At 71.2% G+C, this 19113-nt stretch carries 23 protein-coding genes and 2 riboswitches; of the genes, 13 read left to right on the top strand and 10 right to left on the bottom strand.

Annotated features, from left to right (window positions below; genetic code table 11):
* Positions 1 to 142 precede the first annotated feature (142 nt).
* A riboswitch (cyclic di-AMP (ydaO/yuaA leader) is annotated at positions 143 to 293 on the top strand.
* Position 294: 1 nt separating this feature from the next.
* From QP089_RS12270 to QP089_RS12285, 4 genes are all read left to right on the top strand, one after another.
* A complete protein-coding gene (locus QP089_RS12270; protein WP_285911659.1) occupies positions 295 to 1305 on the top strand; it encodes a CHAP domain-containing protein in 1011 nt (336 codons plus the stop codon).
* Positions 1306 to 1401: 96 nt separating this feature from the next.
* A complete protein-coding gene (locus tag QP089_RS12275) occupies positions 1402 to 1848 on the top strand; it encodes a DUF6153 family protein (protein WP_285911660.1) in 447 nt (148 codons plus the stop codon).
* Positions 1849 to 1919: 71 nt separating this feature from the next.
* Positions 1920 to 2537, top strand: a complete 618-nt coding sequence (locus QP089_RS12280) for a DUF305 domain-containing protein (RefSeq protein ID WP_285911661.1) — start codon at positions 1920 to 1922, stop codon at positions 2535 to 2537.
* Between the two features lie 211 nt (positions 2538 to 2748).
* Positions 2749 to 2937 carry a hypothetical protein gene (locus tag QP089_RS12285; protein ID WP_285911662.1) on the top strand — a complete coding sequence of 63 codons (189 nt, stop codon included), beginning with the start codon at positions 2749 to 2751 and terminating at the stop codon, positions 2935 to 2937.
* 9 nt (positions 2938 to 2946) lie between these two features.
* On the opposite strand, the gene QP089_RS12290 is transcribed toward QP089_RS12285, so the two are convergent.
* The 5 genes from QP089_RS12290 to QP089_RS12310 all read right to left on the bottom strand — a co-directional run bounded on the left by QP089_RS12290 (position 2947) and on the right by QP089_RS12310 (position 6667).
* Positions 2947 to 3966: an NlpC/P60 family protein gene (locus tag QP089_RS12290; RefSeq protein WP_285911663.1), complete on the bottom strand. Its 1020-nt coding sequence runs from the start codon at positions 3964 to 3966 to the stop codon at positions 2947 to 2949.
* 27 nt (positions 3967 to 3993) lie between these two features.
* Positions 3994 to 4136: riboswitch (cyclic di-AMP (ydaO/yuaA leader) on the bottom strand.
* A gap of 107 nt (positions 4137 to 4243) precedes the next feature.
* Entirely contained in the window at positions 4244 to 5182 is a 939-nt protein-coding gene (locus QP089_RS12295; RefSeq protein ID WP_285911664.1) for a M56 family metallopeptidase, read from the bottom strand.
* An 11-nt stretch (positions 5183 to 5193) separates the two neighbouring features.
* On the bottom strand, positions 5194 to 5535 hold the full coding sequence (locus tag QP089_RS12300; protein ID WP_285911665.1) for a BlaI/MecI/CopY family transcriptional regulator: 342 nt from the start codon (positions 5533 to 5535) through the stop codon (positions 5194 to 5196).
* Positions 5484 to 5993 (bottom strand): DUF4396 domain-containing protein, encoded by a 510-nt coding sequence (locus QP089_RS12305; protein ID WP_285911666.1) that lies wholly within the window; start codon positions 5991 to 5993, stop codon positions 5484 to 5486. Before QP089_RS12305 ends, QP089_RS12300 begins: the two co-directional genes overlap by 52 nt.
* A 44-nt stretch (positions 5994 to 6037) precedes the next feature.
* Positions 6038 to 6667, bottom strand: coding sequence for a DsbA family oxidoreductase (locus QP089_RS12310; protein ID WP_285911667.1), 630 nt, complete (start codon positions 6665 to 6667; stop codon positions 6038 to 6040).
* A 114-nt stretch (positions 6668 to 6781) separates the two neighbouring features.
* Between QP089_RS12310 and QP089_RS12315 the strand changes: the two genes are divergently transcribed.
* The 8 genes from QP089_RS12315 (at position 6782) to QP089_RS12350 (ending at position 14101) form a co-directional block, all read left to right on the top strand.
* Positions 6782 to 7381 carry a TetR/AcrR family transcriptional regulator gene (locus tag QP089_RS12315; protein ID WP_285911668.1) on the top strand — a complete coding sequence of 200 codons (600 nt, stop codon included), beginning with the start codon at positions 6782 to 6784 and terminating at the stop codon, positions 7379 to 7381.
* A gap of 179 nt (positions 7382 to 7560) precedes the next feature.
* Complete coding sequence (locus QP089_RS12320; RefSeq protein WP_285911669.1) at positions 7561 to 8184, top strand: dihydrofolate reductase family protein; 624 nt, start codon at positions 7561 to 7563, stop codon at positions 8182 to 8184.
* A gap of 53 nt (positions 8185 to 8237) precedes the next feature.
* Positions 8238 to 8561 (top strand): YciI family protein, encoded by a 324-nt coding sequence (locus QP089_RS12325; protein WP_285911670.1) that lies wholly within the window; start codon positions 8238 to 8240, stop codon positions 8559 to 8561.
* Positions 8558 to 9799: an RNA polymerase sigma factor gene (locus QP089_RS12330; RefSeq protein WP_285911671.1), complete on the top strand. Its 1242-nt coding sequence runs from the start codon at positions 8558 to 8560 to the stop codon at positions 9797 to 9799. The genes QP089_RS12325 and QP089_RS12330 overlap by 4 nt, the downstream gene beginning before the upstream one ends.
* A 307-nt stretch (positions 9800 to 10106) precedes the next feature.
* Entirely contained in the window at positions 10107 to 11531 is a 1425-nt protein-coding gene (locus tag QP089_RS12335; RefSeq protein ID WP_285911672.1) for an MFS transporter, read from the top strand.
* A 271-nt stretch (positions 11532 to 11802) separates the two neighbouring features.
* Positions 11803 to 12198 carry a GntR family transcriptional regulator gene (locus QP089_RS12340; protein ID WP_446474025.1) on the top strand — a complete coding sequence of 132 codons (396 nt, stop codon included), beginning with the start codon at positions 11803 to 11805 and terminating at the stop codon, positions 12196 to 12198.
* Positions 12195 to 13085, top strand: coding sequence for an ABC transporter ATP-binding protein (locus tag QP089_RS12345; RefSeq protein WP_285911673.1), 891 nt, complete (start codon positions 12195 to 12197; stop codon positions 13083 to 13085). Before QP089_RS12340 ends, QP089_RS12345 begins: the two co-directional genes overlap by 4 nt.
* Positions 13082 to 14101: an ABC-2 membrane transporter-related protein gene (locus tag QP089_RS12350; protein ID WP_285911674.1), complete on the top strand. Its 1020-nt coding sequence runs from the start codon at positions 13082 to 13084 to the stop codon at positions 14099 to 14101. The genes QP089_RS12345 and QP089_RS12350 overlap by 4 nt, the downstream gene beginning before the upstream one ends.
* Before the next feature lie 27 nt (positions 14102 to 14128).
* On the opposite strand, the gene QP089_RS12355 is transcribed toward QP089_RS12350, so the two are convergent.
* Positions 14129 to 15211, bottom strand: a complete 1083-nt coding sequence (locus tag QP089_RS12355) for an L-type lectin family protein (protein ID WP_285911675.1) — start codon at positions 15209 to 15211, stop codon at positions 14129 to 14131.
* 158 nt (positions 15212 to 15369) lie between these two features.
* Entirely contained in the window at positions 15370 to 15879 is a 510-nt protein-coding gene (locus QP089_RS12360; protein ID WP_285911676.1) for a hypothetical protein, read from the bottom strand.
* Between the two features lie 233 nt (positions 15880 to 16112).
* Here QP089_RS12360 and QP089_RS12365 point away from each other — a divergent pair, with 233 nt between their 5' ends.
* Positions 16113 to 16757 (top strand): hypothetical protein, encoded by a 645-nt coding sequence (locus QP089_RS12365; RefSeq protein WP_285911677.1) that lies wholly within the window; start codon positions 16113 to 16115, stop codon positions 16755 to 16757.
* A 31-nt stretch (positions 16758 to 16788) separates the two neighbouring features.
* Here the strand turns inward: QP089_RS12365 and msrA are convergent, their stop codons facing one another.
* The 3 genes from msrA to QP089_RS12380 all read right to left on the bottom strand — a co-directional run bounded on the left by msrA (position 16789) and on the right by QP089_RS12380 (position 18998).
* Positions 16789 to 17298 carry a peptide-methionine (S)-S-oxide reductase MsrA gene (msrA, locus tag QP089_RS12370; protein WP_285911678.1) on the bottom strand — a complete coding sequence of 170 codons (510 nt, stop codon included), beginning with the start codon at positions 17296 to 17298 and terminating at the stop codon, positions 16789 to 16791.
* 123 nt (positions 17299 to 17421) lie between these two features.
* Positions 17422 to 17553, bottom strand: a complete 132-nt coding sequence (locus tag QP089_RS12375) for a hypothetical protein (protein ID WP_285911679.1) — start codon at positions 17551 to 17553, stop codon at positions 17422 to 17424.
* Positions 17554 to 17807: 254 nt separating this feature from the next.
* Positions 17808 to 18998 (bottom strand): glycoside hydrolase family 64 protein, encoded by a 1191-nt coding sequence (locus QP089_RS12380; protein WP_285911680.1) that lies wholly within the window; start codon positions 18996 to 18998, stop codon positions 17808 to 17810.
* Positions 18999 to 19113 lie beyond the last annotated feature (115 nt).

Raw genomic sequence — 19113 nt, forward strand, 5'->3', positions numbered from 1 at the left:
GACCGAAGCCCCGGAGAGAAGCCGGCCACGGCGGATGATGCGTCTGTTTCTCCTTTCGCAGCCTCGATGCCGGGCTGCGTCCAGGATCGCCTATCATCTCCTACGACGCGTCGGAGGTGACGGTGTCCGCCGTATCGTGCCGTTGCCCCGACCGCCGAATCCCGCGCGGCGCGCCAGTGCCAGCACCGAGGGAGCCGGGGACCCAGGTTCCTGGGGTGAATCCGCCACGCGCGGTAGGGCTGCTCCTGGCCCGAACCCGTCAGCTAACCCGGCAGGCGGAGTCAAGGAGAACCGATGGATCCCGTAGGTGCGAAGCTGCTCGACGTGGCCGAGAAGGAGCTCGGCTACCGCGAGAAAGCGGGCGGCTATACCAAGTACGGCAGCTGGTACGGCAAGACCTACGAGGACGGTGACGGCTACTACTCCACCGCCCCGTGGTGCGACATGTTCCTCACCTGGGCCGCCGCCGAGCTCGGCGTCCAGGACTGGGTGGGCGAGTTCGCCTCCACCGTCGACCACGCCACGTGGTTCGAGAAGCACGACGCCTGGGGAACCAAGCCCGAGCCGGGCGCGCTGGTCTTCTTCTCCTGGTCCGGCTCCAAGGACATCGGCTCCATCGAGCATGTCGGGCTGGTGGAGAGCGTCAAGGGCTCCAAGCTCCACACGATCGAGGCCAACACCGACGGCGTCTACCTCAAGCGGCAGACCCGCGACCTCGGCGACGTCGTCGGCTACGGATACCCCGGCAAGGTGAAGGTCGCCGGCAAGTCGCTTCCCGACACCATTACCGGGGGCGGCGAGAAGACCTACGTCGCCAAGCACGCGGCGCCCGTGACCGCGGCCAACGCGGCCGAAGGGCCCCGGCCCGGCGACGCCGTCACCTCCCAGCACACCGCTCCGAAGGCGGCTGGAGATCATCAGGTCGTCCAGCCCGAGGCGCTGCTGGGCGGGCTTCTGGCCGTCGCGGTGTGCGGGACCGCCGCCCTGACGACCGGGAAGGCGATGGCCGCCAGAGTCCCGACCGAGGCTCCCGTCCGCGTGCGCAGGCGCGGCAGGCACCACAAGAGGCCGGTCGCGCTGCCCGCCGACCTCACGCCCGCCGACCTGGACGCCGCCGAGGCCGGGACCGCCCTCATGCCGGCGATCTCCGCCGCGGTCGCCGCCGAGGCCGAGGAGCGCGAGTTCTGGAGCAGGGTCTCGACTCTCCAAGAGGACAAGGAGCTGGCTTTCTGGGACACGTTGCACGCCGAACTGGCACCGATCTGGTCCGACGCCGCCGGCCGCACCATGGCCGGGCGACGGTAGGGGCCACGTCCAAGCCGGTCGCCGGCCGTCCCTCATTCCCTGGGACTCACAACCGGGAGCCCGAGGAACGGTCGGCGACCTTGGGGTAGGCAGGCCATGGTGAGAAGAAGGGTGCGGCGCCTCGTGCCGTCCCGGCGGTTCCGGCCGGGACGGTTGTTCCTGCTGTCCTTCGCCCTGCTCCTGCTTCTCGGCGTGCTGGCGATGCACGGGCTGCAAGCCTCCCCGAACCCGAGCCAGATGACCGGCCTGCCGCTGACGTCGGCGGCTACCGTCCACGACGCCGCACCCTCGCATTCGATGGCGCCGCACCACCCGCCCGGCACGAACCAGCCGGATGATCACCATCAGGACCATCCTGGCGGGCAGGTCTGCCTGGCGTTCCTGGCGATGCTCCTGCTGCTCGGGCTCGTCAGCGTCCTGTTCCGGCGTTCGGCGCCGGCAGTGGCCGCGCTCGCGTTCGCGCTCGCCAGAATGCACGTCCTTCCGGTCGGACGGCCGCCGCCAAGGCCGTCCCTCCACTACCTGTCCGTGCTGAGGCTGTGACAGGTCGCCGACGCCTACGCGGCGCCACGACCTGCAATGACACAGACCTCAACACGAAAGGTTCCATCACCATGAAGCGTGCACTGGCGCTCGTCGCCGTACCGGCCGCGCTGGCCGTCTCCCTCGCGGCATGCGGAGGCGGCGACGACTCCGGCGACTCGATGGCCGGGCACTCGATGTCCTCGAGCGCATCGCCGTCCACCGGCGGCGGTCAGGCGGCCCGGCACAACGACCAGGACGTGATGTTCGCGCAGATGATGATCCCGCACCACCGGCAGGCGATCGAGATGGCCGATCTCGCGGCCGCCCGCGCGGCCTCGCCCGAGGTGAAGAGCCTCGCCGCGGACATCAAGAAGGCGCAGACTCCCGAGATCCAGCGGCTGTCCGGCTGGCTGAAGGGCTGGGGCGCCTCGGCCCCCTCCCCCGGCATGAGCGGCATGGACGGCATGCAGCACGGCATGGACGGGATGATGAGCGAAAAGGACATGAAGGGGCTGGAGGCGGCCAAGGGCGCGGCCTTCGACAAGGCGTTCCTGGGAATGATGATCAAGCATCACGAGGGCGCCGTGGCCATGGCCAAGACCGAGCAGTCCGCCGGCCAGTCCTCCGAGGCCAAGAGCATGGCCGCGGGGATCGTGTCGTCGCAGTCCGCGGAGATCGCGAAGATGCGGAGCATGCTCAAGAAGTAGTAGCGCAGAGGGGAGCGGGCGGGGCCATCGGGCTCCGCCCGCTCCGGCACGCGGAAGGCCGTGACCGACCGGTACACGGAGCGTCGGCTTCCACGACCAGAACCGTGATCCGGGCCGGCGTCCTCCGTCGGTGTAGGCGCCTGCCCGGCAACTACTATCGGCGGTAGTACGAGCTGCCCGGCTCGCGGAATCTCGGAAGGCTTGGTGGATCATGGCGCGCTTCGGTGACCTGGAAGCCGCGATCATGAACCGGATGTGGTCCTACGCGCGCCGGGAAGCGCTGGCGACCAGCAACAACCAGGCCGCCGCCCTCGTGCACTTCCTGTCGGACCTGTCGCCGGAGGAGAGGGAGGCCCTTCGGACGGCGCTCAAGGTGGTGCGGCCGCAGGACACCGACTGATCGCGGCGGTCAGGCGACGCGGACTCCTCCGGCGAACGGGCGGCCGGCGATCGGAGCGATCTTGACGACGTCGCCGGTCTGCGGGGCGTGGACCATCTTGCCGTTGCCGATGTACATGCCCATGTGGTGCAGGTCGCTGTAGAAGAAGACCAGGTCACCGGGCTTGAGCTGGCTCTGGCTCACGTGGGTCCCGGCGCTGTACTGGCTGCCGGTGTAGTGGCCGAGGCCGATGCCGACCTGCGCGTAGGCGTAGAGGGTCAGGCCGGAGCAGTCGAAGCCCTTGATGTTGGCGCCCTGGGCGGTGCCGTAGCTCGGGCCGGACGCGGTTCCGCCGCCCCAGGAGTAGGGGACGCCCAGCTGGCTCAGCGCGGCCTTGACGGCTCCCATCGCCTTGGCCGAAGCGCCTCCGGAGCTGACGTTGGGGATGGAGCCGGGACGTGAGCCGGTGCTGGTGTAGGTCCCGAGCTGACGCTCGACCTTCTTGAGCTTGGTCTGCAGTTCCTGGCGCTTCTTCTTCGCCTCGTCGGTCAGCCGCCGGACCTGGCTCGCGCGGGCCTCGGCGGCCTTCCGGGCGCGCTCGGCGCCCTGCATGGTCTGTAGCAGCTGGACGATGCGCGTGTTGTCCTGGCTGGCGAAGTAGTTGAGCGCGGCCGACCGGTCGAGCACGGCCTGCGGATCGCCGGCCGAGACGAAGCTGATCGCGGGGTCGACCGGGCCGTTCTTGTAGGCGTCCGCGGCGAGCTTCGCCATCCGGTCGCGCGCCTCGTCCAGCGTCTTCTTCTGACGGTCGGCGCTGGCCTTGGCGACCGAGGCGGCCTTCTGGGCCTGCCGCAGGCGTTCCCGCAGCCCGTTGTACTGCTCGCTGAGCTTCTCGGCCTCATCGGCGAGCTTCTTCTGCTGGGCCGTCAGCTCCTTGCGCGACGGCTTGGGCTTCGCCTCGGCGGGCGCCGGCGCCAGCAGCCCGACGGACAGCACGACCGAGGCCGCCCAAGCTGTGCTCGTGATGATCCGGCGGCGCGCTGACGTCAAGATACCGGCAGCTCGTCGCTGCATGCGTCGTCCTCTCCAGTACCGCCTACCGGGTCAGCTGACGGGTTCGGGCCGGAGTCGCCCTACCGTCCTGGCCGGACGGATTCACCCCTGAAGATCGGGTCCCCGGTTCCCGGGACGGCGTCCGCGGGATTCGGCGCGGCCATCGGCGGCCCCCGGCGGGGGCGCGTCACCATGACCTCCTACGGAGCGTAGGAGATAGCGCGCTCATGCGCCACTCAAGTCACACATTTCACGCAATAGCCCGACAAGCCGCTCAGCAGGTGGTGGACAGCTCCGCGATCGCCACGGCACCCACGAGGAGCGGCGCTGCGATGGCCGCCGCCGCGAAGGCGCAGGCCGCGACCCGAGCGGAACGAGACGCCTTCACCGGTCCGGAACCCTCCAGGCGCAGCACCCGCTCGACCAGCGCAGCCGGCCCGGACTCCCCCGCCGCGCCCAGCGCGCCCGCCACTCCGGGGGCGGCGGAGAGCCGGCACAAGGCGTCCACCAGCGTCCGCCTGCCGTAGGCGCTCGCCGCGGCGTCGTCTGCGGCCATCTCCAGCAGGATCGGCAGCCTCGACTTCGCGCGCCGGACCGTCGGCAGCCACGGCAGCAGCGCATGGACGAGGTCGAGCATGAGCAGCAGCGCGTGGTGACGCTGGCGCAGGTGGGCGCGCTCATGCGCCAGAACCGCGCCGAGCTCCGCTTCAGTGAGCGATTCCTGGGCGCCCGTGCTCACCACGATCGAGCGCTGGCGCGCGGGAAGGGAGTACGCCACGGGGACGGGGTGATCGAGCACCAGGACGTCGGCGTGCCGGCTGTGCTCCCGGGCGACCAGGCGCAGCATCTCCCGATGCCGGCGGCGGTGGCGCACGGCACGGCCGAGCCGCGGAAGGCTCCGCGCCAGCCGTGAGCAGCAGGCCGTCATCAGGACGAGAGTCGCGGCCGCCGCCATGATGACGGCCAGATACCCGTGGTGGGGCAGGCAGTCGCGCAACCATTCCAAAAGGCCGTGTCCGGGCCCCGGCGGCGAGATGAGCGCCACCACCAGGACGGCCGTGTTGGCGATGAAGGTTCCCGCCAGGGCCGCAACCCAGCAGGCGATGGCGGTCCCCGGGCCGACGGCCGGCCGGCGCAGCCGGTCGAGCACCGGCCCGGCGAGGAAGCCCAGCAGGACCGCCGACGCGATCAGCGCGAGCACCGAGAAGAGCATGCGGTCCGGCCTCAGGTCTTGTCACCGGAGGTCCGCCGGCGCAGGACGTCCAGCAGGTGCCGGGCGTCCTCGGGCGGGACGCTCTCGGCGAACCTCGCCAGGATCGCGCCGTGGTCGGGGGCGTCGGTGAGCACGTCGAGCATCAGCTCGACCGCGTACTCCTCGCGGGGCCTGGTGGGGCTGTAGCGGAAGGCCAGACCGTCCGGCGTGCGCTGCAGCAGCCCCTTCTGCGCCAGGCGTTCGGCCACCGTCTGCACGGTGTTGTAGGCGAGCGCCTTGTCGGCGTTCTCGTTCAGCCTGGTCAGCAGCTCACGGACCCGCAGGGGGCCGGGCGCCGCCCAGAGCACGTCCATGATGGAGCGCTCGAGCGATCCAGCCAATCCGGCCACACGGCCACCTCCGTCCTCTCCACATTGTGCAGGAGAACCGACTCATGGCGGGAACAGGACGTCTCGGGCGGTGGCCTCGCTCCGGGGATCACCATCACGGTCGCGTTGTCCAGGATCTCCATGGCCAGGATCGACACCGTGTCGGCGGCCAGCGCCACACCGAACGCCGCCCGCACCGACAGCCCGGCCTTGAGGACGCCGCGCATCGTCAACGCGTACCCGAACACGAAGGCCAGGACGACCGCCGCGACGATCGTGGCCGCGTTCGACCAGCCGAAGGCCGTCCCGATCACCATTCCGAGCACCTCGCCGATGGCGCAACCGGTCAGGCAATGCAGGGTCGTCCGCGCCGCCATCCCCCACGAGACCGGGCCCCCGTGGCCGCCATGGCCGGTCTCGCCGTGGGCCTGTCCAGCGTACATGGCGCCGGCACCGGGTCTGCTCTCGTCTTGGAGCGTGGCGGCGGTCAGAGCGCTGGTTCTGCGGTGGGCGCGCGGTCGGGTGCTGGCCAGCAAAGGCGGCGCGTTGAGTCGGCGCGCCTCAGCTCGCTCCGCAGCGCGGCGAGGGACACGGCTCCGACCAGGACGGTTCCGTCCGGGAACCGGAAGACCGGCACTTGTGGGCCGGACGCGCGGACGGGCTGCGCAGATTCCACGCGGAGCCGCTCGCCGTCCATCCCGCTGCCCCACCGGACGCCGATCGTGGACGCCAGGCCCCGCAGCACGTCGGCGTCGGCGATGTCCAGCCCTTCGGTGAAGTAGGCGCGGTACAGGCGGGCGGCCATGTCCTCGGCGGTGCCGTGCGCGGCCGCCAGCGCGATGAGCCTGTGGGCGCGGGCGGTAGGGGCGGGGACGATCCGGCCGAGGTTCACCACCAGGCCGTCCGCCGCCGCTGCCCGTGCGATCTGCTCGGCCCGCGCGGCGGGGTCGAGCTGGAGATGGCCACGACTCGGCGACGAGACCGCGGGCCGGTACGGCCTGAAGACGACCTCCAGTTCGCCGCCGGCCGCCCGGTGCTCCTCGGCGGCCCGCCGGAAGCGGGCGTAGCCGAGCGCCGACCAGACACAGGTGATGTCGTGGGTGAACTCAACTTTCATGGGGCTCGTCCCTCGCTGGCGGCACGGATCGTTCCGTGCCGCCTCAGCATGCACCCCGCCGACCGCCCAGTCAATACGGAACGTTCCGTGCCGCCTGAGGGCTATGCTGTCCGCATGTCACCTAGACGTCCCGAGCGCCGCAGCGAAGAGGCCGCCAACGCCGTCATCAAGGCCGCCATGGACCTGTGCCAGGAGGTCGGGTACCGCAAACTGAGCATCGAGGGCATCGCCGCCCGCGCCGGCGTCGGCAAGAACACGATCTACCGCTGGTGGCCGTCCAAGGCCGCGGTGCTGTTGGACGGCCTGCTGTCCACTTGGAAAATGGACGCGTCCTTCCCTGATACCGGTGACTTCGTCGCCGATATCAAGACGCAGATGGCGGCGGCCTCCCGCATCCTCGGCGACCCGGGCGTCTTTCCGCATTACCGCGCGCTGATCGGCGAAGCCCAGCACGACCCCGACCTCCACCGGGCCCTGTGGGACACCTTCATCGGTCACCTGGCGGGCGCCGCCGCCGAACGCATAAGAACGGCGCAGCGCGAGGGACAGGTCCGTTCCGACGCCGACCCGGTCCTCGTCACCGAACTGCTCTATGGCGCCGCCTACTACCGCCGGCTGCTCACCCCGCGCATAGCCGACGCCGAGCACGTCAACGCCATCGTCGACCTCGCATTCACCGGCCTCGCCCCATCGGCCGACACACCCGCCCGATAGCTCACGAGTCGTGGACGGCCCGGACGGTGCGGGCAGGCGCCGGGGTAGGGGCAGCAGCCGGCGTCCCGGAAAATTCTCAAAAGAATCTGGGGCGGCGGTGTCGGATCGGGGCCGGGGTGTTCGTAGCGGAGGTGAGGCCGCCTGCCAGTGGGCGGCGCCGAAGCAGAGGGACCGCGATCATGAAGCTGACGACCGTCACTCAGGTCACCATCGACGGAGTGATGCAGGGAAACGGCCACGCGTCGGACGAGGACCGCAGGAACGGGTTCCAGCGCGGCGGGTGGGCCCGGAGGAAGGGCGACGGCGAGACCGTGGCGTTCATCAACCAGACCTACCGGCGCGCCGACGCGTTCCTGTTCGGCCGGCGGACCTACGAGCTGTTCGCCGGCTCGTGGGGGACCATGACCGTCCAGGACGCGCCTGGCTGGGAGGGCGTCGTGGAAGCGCTGAACGCACGGCCCAAGTACGTGGCGTCGAGCACGCTCACCGATCCGGGATGGTCGGGCACGACCGTTCTGTCCGGAGATGTCGCGGCCGCCGTCCGAGAGCTGAAGGCCCGGCCGGACGGCGAGCTCCAGGTGCACGGCAGTGGCATCCTGACCCGATGGCTGCTGGAGAACGATCTGGTCGACGAGATGGTCCTGATCACCGTCCCGGTGGTCGTCGGCCAGGGCGCGCGGCTGTTCCCCGACGCGGGCCGGGATCTCGCGCTCGACCTGGTCGAGTCGCGCGTCGACTCCAAGGGCGTGGCGATCCACGTCTACCGGCCGGCCGGGCGCCCGCAGTACGCGCCGGCGGCCTGACGTCCCCGACCACCGGACCACGCTGTCCCGACACCACAGGAGATGATCTTCAGATGCGGTACCTGGTTTCCGTGATCGACGACAAGAGCAATCCCGGCCGCACCGACAGGGAGCCCGCCATCAGCGAGTTCAACGAACGGCTGATGGCCGAGGGCCACTGGGTCTTCGCGGGCGGGCTCGCCGACACCGGCGCCGCCACGGTCGTCGACAACCGGGGCGAGCAGGCGGTGTTCAGCGACGGGCCCTTCGTGGAGTCCAAGGAGTACCTCGCCGGCGTCTGGGTGTGGGAGGCCCCCGATCTGGACGTGGCGCTCAAGCTCGCCACCGAGGCGTCGAAGGTCTGCGATCGGAAGATCGAGGTGCGACCGTTCCTGTGAGCGACGTCGACGCCCGCGAGGCGGTCATCCGGACCCATCGCGAGGAGTGGGCCCGGGTGGTCGCGTCCCTGACCAGGCGCTTCGGTGACCTCGACATCGCCGAGGAGGCGGCCGCCGAGGCGTTCGCGACCGCCGTCGAGCGGTGGCCGGCCGACGGCGTGCCGCCGAACCCCGGCGCCTGGCTGACCACCACCGCCAACCGCAAGGCCATCGACCGGATCCGGCGCGAGAACAAGCGCGACGACAAGCACAAGGAGGCTCAGACGGTGTACGACGACGCCCCGCCCGAGCCCGTCGGCGCCATCGACGACGACCGGCTCCGGCTGATCTTCACCTGCTGCCATCCGGCACTGGCGATGGACACCCGGGTGGCGCTGACGCTGCGGATGGTCGGCGGGCTGACCGTGCCGGAGATCTCCCGCGCCTTCCTGGTGGCCGAGAGCGCCATGGGTCAGCGGATCACCCGCGCCAAGGCCAAGATCAAGGCGGCCCGCATCCCCTACCGCGTGCCGTCCGCCGAGGATCTGCCGGCGCGCGTGTCCGGCGTGCTCGCCGTCCTGTACCTGGTGTTCAACGAGGGCTACCTGGCGACCGGCCCCGACACCGATCCCCTCCGGCACGACCTGACCGCCGAGGCGATCCGGCTCACCCGCCTGATCCGCGCCCTCCTGCCGGACGACGGCGAGGTGGCCGGGCTGCTGGCGCTGATGCTGCTCACCGAGGCCCGCCGCACCGCCCGCGTCTCGTCCGGCGGCGAGCTGGTCACGCTCGTCGAGCAGGACCGCGGGGCCTGGGACGCGGCGCTGATCGCCGAAGGCCACCGGCTGGTGCGCGAGCGCCTGGCCGCTGCCGCCGCCGGGACGGCTCCGGGCCGCTACCAGATCCTCGCCGCGATCAACGCCGTGCACACCTCCGCCCGCGACGCGCGCGACACCGACTGGTCGCAGATCCTCGCCCTCTACGACCAGCTCGTCCGCCTCGACCCCTCGCCGATCATCGCCCTCAACCGGGCCATCGCGGTCGCCGAACTCGACGGCCCGCAGGTGGCGCTGGCAGCCGTCGACCGTCTCCACGACAAGCTGGCGGACTACCACGCCTACCACGCCACCCGCGCCGACCTGCTGCGCCGGCTGGGCCAGAGCCGGGAGTCACGCGCGGCCTACGACAAGGCCATCGAACTGGCGGGCAACACCGCCGAGACCGCCTACCTGACCCGCCGCCGCGACCAACTGCGATAGCGCCCGCAACTCCCGATCTACATCCCGCGCCCGCAGCGGCGGCGCCGCCCCCGGACCGCCCTGCCGATTCCTCCGAGACCCGTCGCGCCGGCGACGGGTCTCGCTTCGTCCGGGCTCCGAAGGCAAAGGACGTCTCCTGACCTGCGGTACGACGGCGGCGCCGACGACTCCAACAAAAAAGTTGTGAGGCGGTGTCGGATCGGGGCGGCGGTGTTCGTAGCAGTGGTGTGAGGCCGCCCACGAGGGGCCGGTCCTGAAGAGCAGGGAACCAGGACATGAACCTGACGACCATGAAGCGGGTGCCGCGATGACGACCATGACGACGCCCGTGACGACGACGGCCCGTCCGAGGTCCTCCCGGCTGATGTGGGCGATCCTGGCGCTGGTGCTGCTCGCCGACGCCCTGGACGTGATCGACGCGACCGTCACCAACATCGCCGCGCCCACCATCGCCACGGAACTGCATGGCGGCCAGGGCCTGATCAAATGGCTGGGCACGGCGTACATGCTCGCCATGGGCGTGCTGCTCATGGTCGGCGGCCGGCTGGGCGACAAGTACGGCCAGCGCAGGCTCTTCCTCGTCGGGATGGCCGGCTTCACGGTCGCCTCGGCGGTGGCGGGCCTGTCCCCCGACCCGGCATTGCTGATCGCGGCCCGGGTGGCGCAGGGGGCCTTCGGCGCCCTGCTGATCCCCCAGGGCATGGCGATCATGACCAGGACGTTCTCGCCGGAGATGCTGACCAAGGCGTTCGGCCTGTTCGGCCCGCTGCTGGGAACGGCCACCATCGGCGGCCCGGTACTGGCCGGGTTCATCATCAGCGCCGACCTGTTCGGCCTGTCCTGGCGCCCGATCTTCCTGATCAACGTGGTGCTGGGCGTGATCGGCCTGGCGGTGGCCGCCAGGATCCTCCCCCACGACGACGGCGACCGCTCCGCGGTCGTCGACGGCTGGGGCTCGGGCCTGCTCGCCGGCGCGATGTTCGGCCTGCTGTACGGCCTGATCGAGGGCTCCACGAACGGCTGGACCACGGTCCCGATCGCCTCGATCGCCGCCGGCGTGGCGTTCTTCGCCGCGTTCGCCCACCGCCAGACGACCGCCGCCGACCCGCTGCTCAAGCCGTCGCTGCTGCGCAACCGAGGCTTCACCTCCGGCATGCTCGTCGGGCTCGCGATCTTCGCCGCCACGATCGGCCTGCTCTACGTGCTGTCGCTGTTCCTTCAGGAGGGCCTGCACGCCTCGCCGCGCGGCGCGGCGCTGGCGCTGCTGCCGCTGACCGTGGGCATCATCGGCTCCGCGTTCGCCGCCATGGGCGGCCTGCTCGCCAAGCTGGGCCGCACCCTGATCTTCGTCGGGCTGGCCATCGTGCTGGCCGGCTGCGGCTGGGTCCTCGGCCTGGTCGTCGCCTCGGGCACCGGCCTCGGCGTGTGGACGCTCACCCCGGCGTTCTTCGTGATCGGTCTCGGGCTCGGCTGCTGCTCCAGCGCGATCTTCGACGTCGCGATGGGCGACATCACCCCCGACGAGGCCGGCAGCGCCAGCGGCTCGCTGAGCTCGATACAGCAGCTCGCCTCCGGCCTGGGATCGGCCGCGGTCACCTCGATCTTCTTCCATGGCGCGGACTCGGGACTCGGCCACGCCATGGAGATCAGCCTGATCGTCGTCCTGGGCCTGGTCGTCCTCAGCATCCCGCTCGTCGCCCTGATGCCCCGCCGGGCCCCGGAGCACCCCTGACCCCGCCGCGACGGCAAGCACCGCGACCTCGCTCAGGCCCTGGACGCCAGCGAGGTCGCGGTGCGTGCGACGTGGCGGTGGTAGGTGGGACCGGCCGGAGCCGCCCGCGCCCTGCGCGCCTCGCTGCCCGACCAGGACGCCCTCAGCCCCGGTGAACAGCAGCTACTGGCGGAATGGCTGGATCGGCTGTCCAGCTGAGCTTCGTGCCTGCGGGATTGACAGGGCGCTGCACCACACCTCTAAAGTACTAGGCAACTAGTTAAATGGAGGAATGGTGATCGAGTTCCATCTGGATCCGGGCTCGGGGCTGCCGCCGTACCAGCAGCTCGTCCGGCAGGTCCGGCACGCGCTGCGGCTCGGGCTGCTGAAGGAGCGCGACCGGCTTCCCACGGTCAAGGAGGTCGTGGCGCAGCTGGCGATCAACCCCAACACGGTGCTGAAGGCCTACCGCGAGCTGGAGCACGAGGGCCTGGTCGCCGCCCGTCCCGGGGTCGGCACGTTCGTGACGGCGACCCTCGCCGACACCTCGCTGGCCGCGCACGGCCCGCTGCGCACCGAGCTGCGGCGCTGGCTGGCCAAGGCCCGCCGGGCCGGCCTGGACGACGAGAGCATCGAGGCCCTGTTCATGTCGACGTTCCGCGCCGCCGGACAGGAGGAGACCGCGTGACCGCCGCCCTGCGCGCCCGCGCGCTCACCAAGACCTACGGGCGCCGCCGGGCGCTGTCGGACTGCACCCTGGACATCCCCGCCGGGCGCGTGGTCGGCCTGGTCGGCCCCAACGGCGCCGGCAAGAGCACGCTGCTGAACCTGGCCGCCGGGATGCTCGCCCCGACCTCGGGCACGATCGAGGTGTGCGGCGGCCGTCCGGGCACCGGGCCCGAGCAGCTCGCCAAGGTCGGTTTCGTCGCCCAGGACACCCCCGTCTACGCGGGGCTGAGCGTCGAGGAGCACCTGCGCCTGGGCGCCCGCCTCAACCCCGGATGGGACGACGCCCTGGCGCGCGAGCGGATCAAGCGGCTCGGCCTGGACCCCGCGCAACGGGCCGGGCGGCTGTCGGGCGGCCAGCGCGCCCAGCTCGCCCTCACCCTCGGCATCGCCAAGCGCCCCGAGCTGCTGATCCTGGACGAGCCGGTCGCCGCGCTCGACCCGCTCGCCCGCCGCGACTTCCTGCGGGGCCTGATGGAGGCCGTCGCCGAGCACGGGCTCGGCGTCGTGCTCTCCTCCCACCTGGTCTCCGACCTGGAACGGGCCTGCGACCACCTGGTCGTGCTGGTGGCGTCCCAGGTCCGGATCGCGGGCGAGGTCGACGAGCTGCTGGCCTCCCACCACCGCCTCACCGGCCCGCGCCGCGACCCGGTCCGGCTGCCCGGTGACCAGCACGTCGTCTCGGCGAGCCACACCGGCCGCCAGACGACCCTCATCGTCCGGTCCCGCGGCCCGATCCACGACCCGGCCTGGACGGTCAGCGGCCTCGGCCTCGAAGACCTCGTCCTCGCCTACCTGAACCCCGATGGCGACGCGGGCGCCCGGCCGGCCCTGGAGGTCCAGCGATGATCTGGTTGACGCTGCGCCAGTTCCGTACCCAGGCGGCGGCGGGCTTCGCCGCGCTCGCCGCGCTGGCGGCCGTCCTGGCCGCCACCGGTCCCGGCCTCGCCGACGACTACGCCTCCGGACGGTCCGCCTGCACGGCCGCACGCGACTGCTCGACGTTCACCGGGCAGTTCTTCGACGACCACCAGACGGTCTTCCTCGCGCTCATCGCCGTCGTGCTGCTGCTGCCCGGCCTGGTCGGGCTGTTCTGGGGAGCGCCCCTGATCAGCCGCGAACTGGAGAGCGGCACCTACCGGCTGGTGTGGAACCAGAGCGTCACGCGCACCCGCTGGCTCGCCGTCAAGCTCGCGCTCGTCGGGCTGGCCACCACCGCCGTCGCCGCGCTGGGCAGCGCGGCGATCACCTGGTGGTCGGCCCCCATCGACAGGAGCGCGGCGGACGAGCTGCCGCGCCTGTCGCCCCTGGTGTTCGGCGCGCGGTACATCGTCCCCGTCGGCTACGCCGCCTTCGCGTTCGTCCTCGGCGTGGTGGTCGGGATGCTCGTCCGCCGGACGGTGCCCGCGATGGTCCTGACCCTGGCCGTGTTCGCAGCCGTCCAGGTCGCGGTGCCGCTCCTGGTCAGGCCCCATCTGCTGCCGCCCACCCGCACCACCACCGCGATCACCGGCGCGAACCTGAAATCGCTCATGGCCGACACCGCCGACGGCTCGGTGCGCCTGCGGATCAAGCCGCCCGAGACCGGCGCGTGGATCCTGTCGCAGCGCACCATCGACGCGTCCGGACGCACCGTCGGCGACGTCAAGGTCTCGCTGACCTCCGGAGCGTGCGCGCCGTCCGGGGGCGCACCGACCCGCGATGCCTGCACGGCCGAGATCAACCGGCTCGGCTACCGGCAGGCGATGACCTACCAGCCGCCCGGTCGCTTCTGGCCTCTCCAGTGGTGCGAGGCGGGCCTCTACGCCCTCCTCACCCTCGGCCTCACCGGCCTCTGCTTCTACCGGCTCCGCCGACTGTCCTGACCAGCGGCGCGGTCGTCAGCTGAGCAGTCAGCTGTCGCCCGCGCGGACGGTGAGGTGCCGGATGAGCTGGACGTCGGTGAGCGGTCCCGTGGACGCGGCGAAGCCGAGCTTGAGAGTGTCCGGGACCGGCTCGGGCGCGTGGAATCGGAGCACCTGCCGGAAGCCTCGCCCGTCCTGGAAGTCGATGCCGACCGTCGCCATCGGCTCCGGCGGGGACGACACCGTCACACGGACGGTCCTTTTCATCGGCTCCAGCAATTCTTCGGCCCGCTCGGGTGTCGCACCGGAAGGCATGGTCTTCAAATCGCCATGGAGCCGACCGGGAAGTGTCGACGGCCAGAGGCCTCTGGCCGTCGCGTTCCCGGTCGTGGCGGCGAGCAGGCAGTAACCGTCATTTCCGTTGCCAGGGCCGCGGGCGCTCACGACATTGGGGCCCGGAGCGGGTCGCCGGAAAACCGTTCCGGCCGGAGAACGCCGTTCGCATCCGTTTCCGCGCCTTTCCCCATCGCCGAAGTAATCTCCCAGCACGTCGAGCCCGATGCCGAGATATCCACCGCTGATCCCTGGGACGAACTGGCCGTCGGTGCTGCCGTCCGGCAGTTTCTGGGCGTAGCCGAGGCTCCCGCCGAAGGCGCCCGGCGTGGTGAGCCGTTCGGCTCCGTCGGTGAGGAAGAACGAGATCCCGTCCGCGGGCGCGGGCGTGGTGTTCCCGTACTGCCACTGCTCGAAGGTGGCCTCCAGCCCTTCCCCGGCGGGGATCGGCGAGTCGAACAGCACTGCGCCGGTCTCTTCGACGTGGGCATCGGTGAGCTGCAGATATCCGCGCATCGCCGCGTCGCCCGGGGGCACGGGGCCGGCCGGATCCCGGCGGCACCCTCCCAGGGGATGGCTCGTGGCCTCGGCCGGGGGCGCTCCGCGCGGCGCGCCCGTCAGGCAGGCGGATCCGTACCCGACGAAGCGCGAGTCGGCGCTCGCGCCGGTGAACGGCTCGCCCACCAGGAGCGGTCCCGGTTCGCGGTGCTGCCCCGGGCGGTGCCCGGTCGACGCGGCGGCCGTTGTGGCCGCGGCGACCGCGATCGCCGCGGCGGCGCGAAGCGCCCTGTTCCTCATATCGCCGACTCCCCTGCGCGAGTTCTGGCCGCCGCTCGCCACAGCCATATGATCACGAATTCGCCCGGGAAGCCGCATATTGCCTTACTTATGGAGATAGGCGGGCCCGATCATGGCAAAAAGGCGTGTCATCCCATCGGACGGTCACCTGGTCGCCTTCAGAGGTTGGAGGCGACCAGGCCCGCGAGGCAGACGGCGCCCAGCACCGCCGCCGCGCCCGCCGTCAGGTAGCGCAGGATTCGCCCCGGCCGGCGGTCGGTGAGCAGGTAGCCCAGTCCGAGGGGCATGGGGACCAGGAAGAGCAGCCCCAGGGCGGGCAGGATCAGCGCGGACAGGCGGCCCTTGAGGTCCGCGGGCCGCGCCCGCTCCCCATCGGGCTGGAGCCGGGCCCGGAACGTCTCGCCCTCGTCCGACTCGGGTGGCAGCCCGACGGTGCGGGCGGCCGTCCCGCGGTCGTCCGGGACGAAGCGTCCGCGGCACTCGGTCTGCGCGTCCTCTCCCGAGCCGTACTCGGCGCAGCTCTCCACCGTCGCCGTGCCGGGCGTGCCGGTGAGGCCGAACGCCAGGCGGGCGTCCGAGAGGCCGAAGAGCAGGGGGAGGAGGGCGACGGCGAGCCAGACCACGATCGTGACGAGGGCGCCGGCAGGGCTCAATCTCCGCTGCGACATCAGTGTCCTTCGTGCGAGGGGGAGCCCCGGCACCCGCTTCGACGCACGCGGAAGCGATCTCGTTCGCACTCCCGGCCGGACGGCCACCGAGGGCCGCGCCCTACCCGGCCCCGCAACCCGGTATTTCCCGGGGAAGCCCGGTCTTGGCCTGCGCGCACGGCGTGTGCGAACGTCTAGGGGCCTGCCGCCGTGCGCGCGGTGCTCCCAGGCCGGCGCAGTGGAAGGACGGCGACGTGTCCGACTTCGATGATCTGGTGTCCGCCGAGCGCCGCCGGCTCGACCAGCAGGCGGCGGCGCGTGCAGCGAGCGAGAGCACGCGGCGGTACGGCGAACTGCCCGAGTGGCAGCAGGTCGTCGCGCGCATCCGGGAACTGCTGGCGGCCTCGGCGCGCCACCTACGGGACGCCGGCGTCCCGTCCGTTCCCGTCCTGGAAATGGGCAAGGTGAACCAGCGGCTGGAACTGTGGGGGATGGTCCTCGCCGGCCGCGTCTCGATCATCGACCGGCGCTGGCCGCTCGGGCCCTTCGCTTTGAACGCCGAGGGCGTCGCGTACCCGATGGGCCGCAAGGAGCCGCTGATTCCCCCGTACCCCTTGTCGGAGTCCCCGCCGCTCAACAAGAAGCTCCGCAAGGCGCGGCTCCGGACGGGACTGGCCCCCGACCAGGAGGTGATGTGGACGGGAGGAGGCTCGCCCCTGCGCGACCCGCTCCCCATCGACCCGGCCACGGGCGTCGAAACCGGTCGCGTCGGCTGCTTCGGCAGGGGCGCGGACGGCACTCCGCTGCTGCTCGCGGGTAATCCCGGCGTCGGCGAGCCGCTGGAATCCTTCCTAGCCAAGGAGGTCGCCCGGCGCACCGCCGGGAACGGCGCGCGCTGACGCCCGCGCCGTCCCGCGCCGTCCCGCAGTGTCAGGCTTCGGCGGTCCGCTTGGGCAGCCTCCAGCCGGGGCGGGGGAAGTGGCAGGTGTACCCGTTCGGGTACTTCTGCAGGTAGTCCTGGTGCTCCGGCTCGGCTTCCCAGAAGTCGCCGGCGGCGGTCACCTCGGTGACGACCTTGCCCGGCCACAGGCCGGAGGCGTCGACGTCGGCGATGGTGTCCTCGGCGACCTTCCGCTGCTCGTCCGAGGTGTAGAAGATCGCGGAGCGGTAGCTCGTGCCGATGTCGTTGCCCTGCCGGTTCACGGTCGTGGGGTCGTGGATCTGGAAGAAGAACTCCAGCAGCGCCCGGAAGTCGGTCTGGTCGGGGTCGTAGACGACCTCGATGGTCTCGGCGTGGGACCCGTGGTTGCGGTAGGTGGCGTTCGGCACGTCACCGCCGCTGTAACCGACCCGCGTGGAGACCACTCCGGGCTGGCGGCGGAACAGCTCTTCCATCCCCCAGAAACAGCCGCCCGCGAGCAGTGCCCTCTCGGTTGCCATGTTCTCTCCCTCGTGTCCTTTGTCGATGATTACAGCGGGCGCCGCGGCAGCGTTATTCCGTCCGCAACCGGTCCGAGCCCCCACGCGACCGGCCACCTCTGACCAGGGCGGCGACCGCCCCCGTCAGAGGTACGGGCCGGGGTCTTCTTCGTTCAGCCAGTCCCATGCGATGCGGGCGGCTTCCAGCGCGAAGCGCCCGAGGGCGGCGAAGGCCGCGACCTTCCGCCAGTTCCAACCACGCCGAGGCTTGCCCATCCGGATCACCTTCCCTCTCTCGCCTGGCACCGGGGAACCTGCCGGAGGGCAGGAAGACCCGGGCAGGCGCTCAACGCGAGCGCACCGTTCGCCATGGGGAACGGCCTTCCGCGCCCCGCAGGCCCGGAGAAGCGCGTTGCGTCTACCGATCCGCACTCTCTGCCGGAGAAGTACCCAGCGACGCGACGAAGATATCGAACACAAGTTCGAAGTTGTCTAAAATTGGACACTCCCCGCCCCTCGCGAGGCAGGTCCTAGCCGACGGTCACTGTGAGGTGTTGCGGGTTGCCGTCGCTGGCGGCGCCGGAGACGTCCGGCTGCCCGTCGGGACAGACGTCGTCGTACGGGAAGGCGTACCCGATCGGGGTGTTGGCGTGCACGATCCGCGCCCAGTGGTTGGTGGTCGGGTCCTTGTAGTAGTCCGACTCCCGGGTGCCGTTCGGCTGGTCGGCGCTGCTCAGGATGGTGCTGCGGTTGAACGCGGCGGCGATGCGCGCGAGCAGTCCCTTCCTGATGTCGGAGTCACCGGGGTTGTTGGCGAACGGCCCGTCGTTGCAGGTGAAGACGTCCTTGGACGCGGGCCGCGCGAACGTGCTCCCGTCGTTGAAGGCGAGCACCCCGCCGTTGACGCGTCCGGTGAAGACGCCGCGCCCGCCCTGGATGTCTACCTTGAGGTCGGTTCCGGCGTACTTGCCCCAGACCTGGTTGACGTAGCCGTCCCAGTACGAGGAGAAGGCGCCGGGGTTGTTCGCCATGTAGCCCTGCGGCGCGATCGTCCGCAGAACACTGCCGTTGTTGCGGATGACGAGCTGGTCCCAGGGCTGCCCGTCCGCGTTCCTCTGGGCGACGAGGGCGTCCGCGACCGCGTTCACCGCGCCGGCGGGCGCAGGCGCGACCGTGTGCGCGGAGTCGCCGACGAGGTTCAGCCCGATCGGCAGCGCGGTGAGCAGGTCGACGTAGGAGATGTTCGCGAACAGCTGCGCCGCGTTGAAGGTGAACTCGCAGAACGACCAGGTCTTCAGGTAGTTGGAGTCGGACGGGTTGGCGAACGCCGGCTCGACGAGCGCGGGGCCGGGGTTGACGTAGAAGTCGAGCGAGTCGTTCTTCACGAAGTAGATGCGCGCGGCGTACATCTGCCCGAGGGTGAGGTTCGTCTCGCCGCCGGCGCCGACCGGGATCGAGCAGTCCACGGGCAGCGGGGTCTGCGGCGCCGAGGGCGATGCCGGGTAGTACGGCGTGCTGTCGGCGCGGAGCAGCATCAGCCGGTCGGTGCCCTGTTCACGGCCGGTGATGTAGGCCTTCACGGGAGCGGAGCCGTCATTGGCCAGCGTGAGCGCGCACGTCGACGGGGCCGCCAACGCCGGGCTGCCGAGCAGGCCGCGTCCGAACGGGACGGCGAGCGCGGCCGTTCCGGCCGCTGCGAGGAACGATCTGCGGGTGACCAACGGAAACCTCCTGCGGGGGGTGGGGGGGGTTCGGTTCGCCGTTGTCGTGGCACGCGCGTATCAGGAGCGGATGCGTGCACTAGTCACGGTCACGGCTCGCGCCACTACTGTCAAG

Origin of the sequence: Actinomadura opuntiae, from assembly GCF_030283205.1 — a bacterium.
Classification (GTDB): domain Bacteria; phylum Actinomycetota; class Actinomycetes; order Streptosporangiales; family Streptosporangiaceae; genus Spirillospora.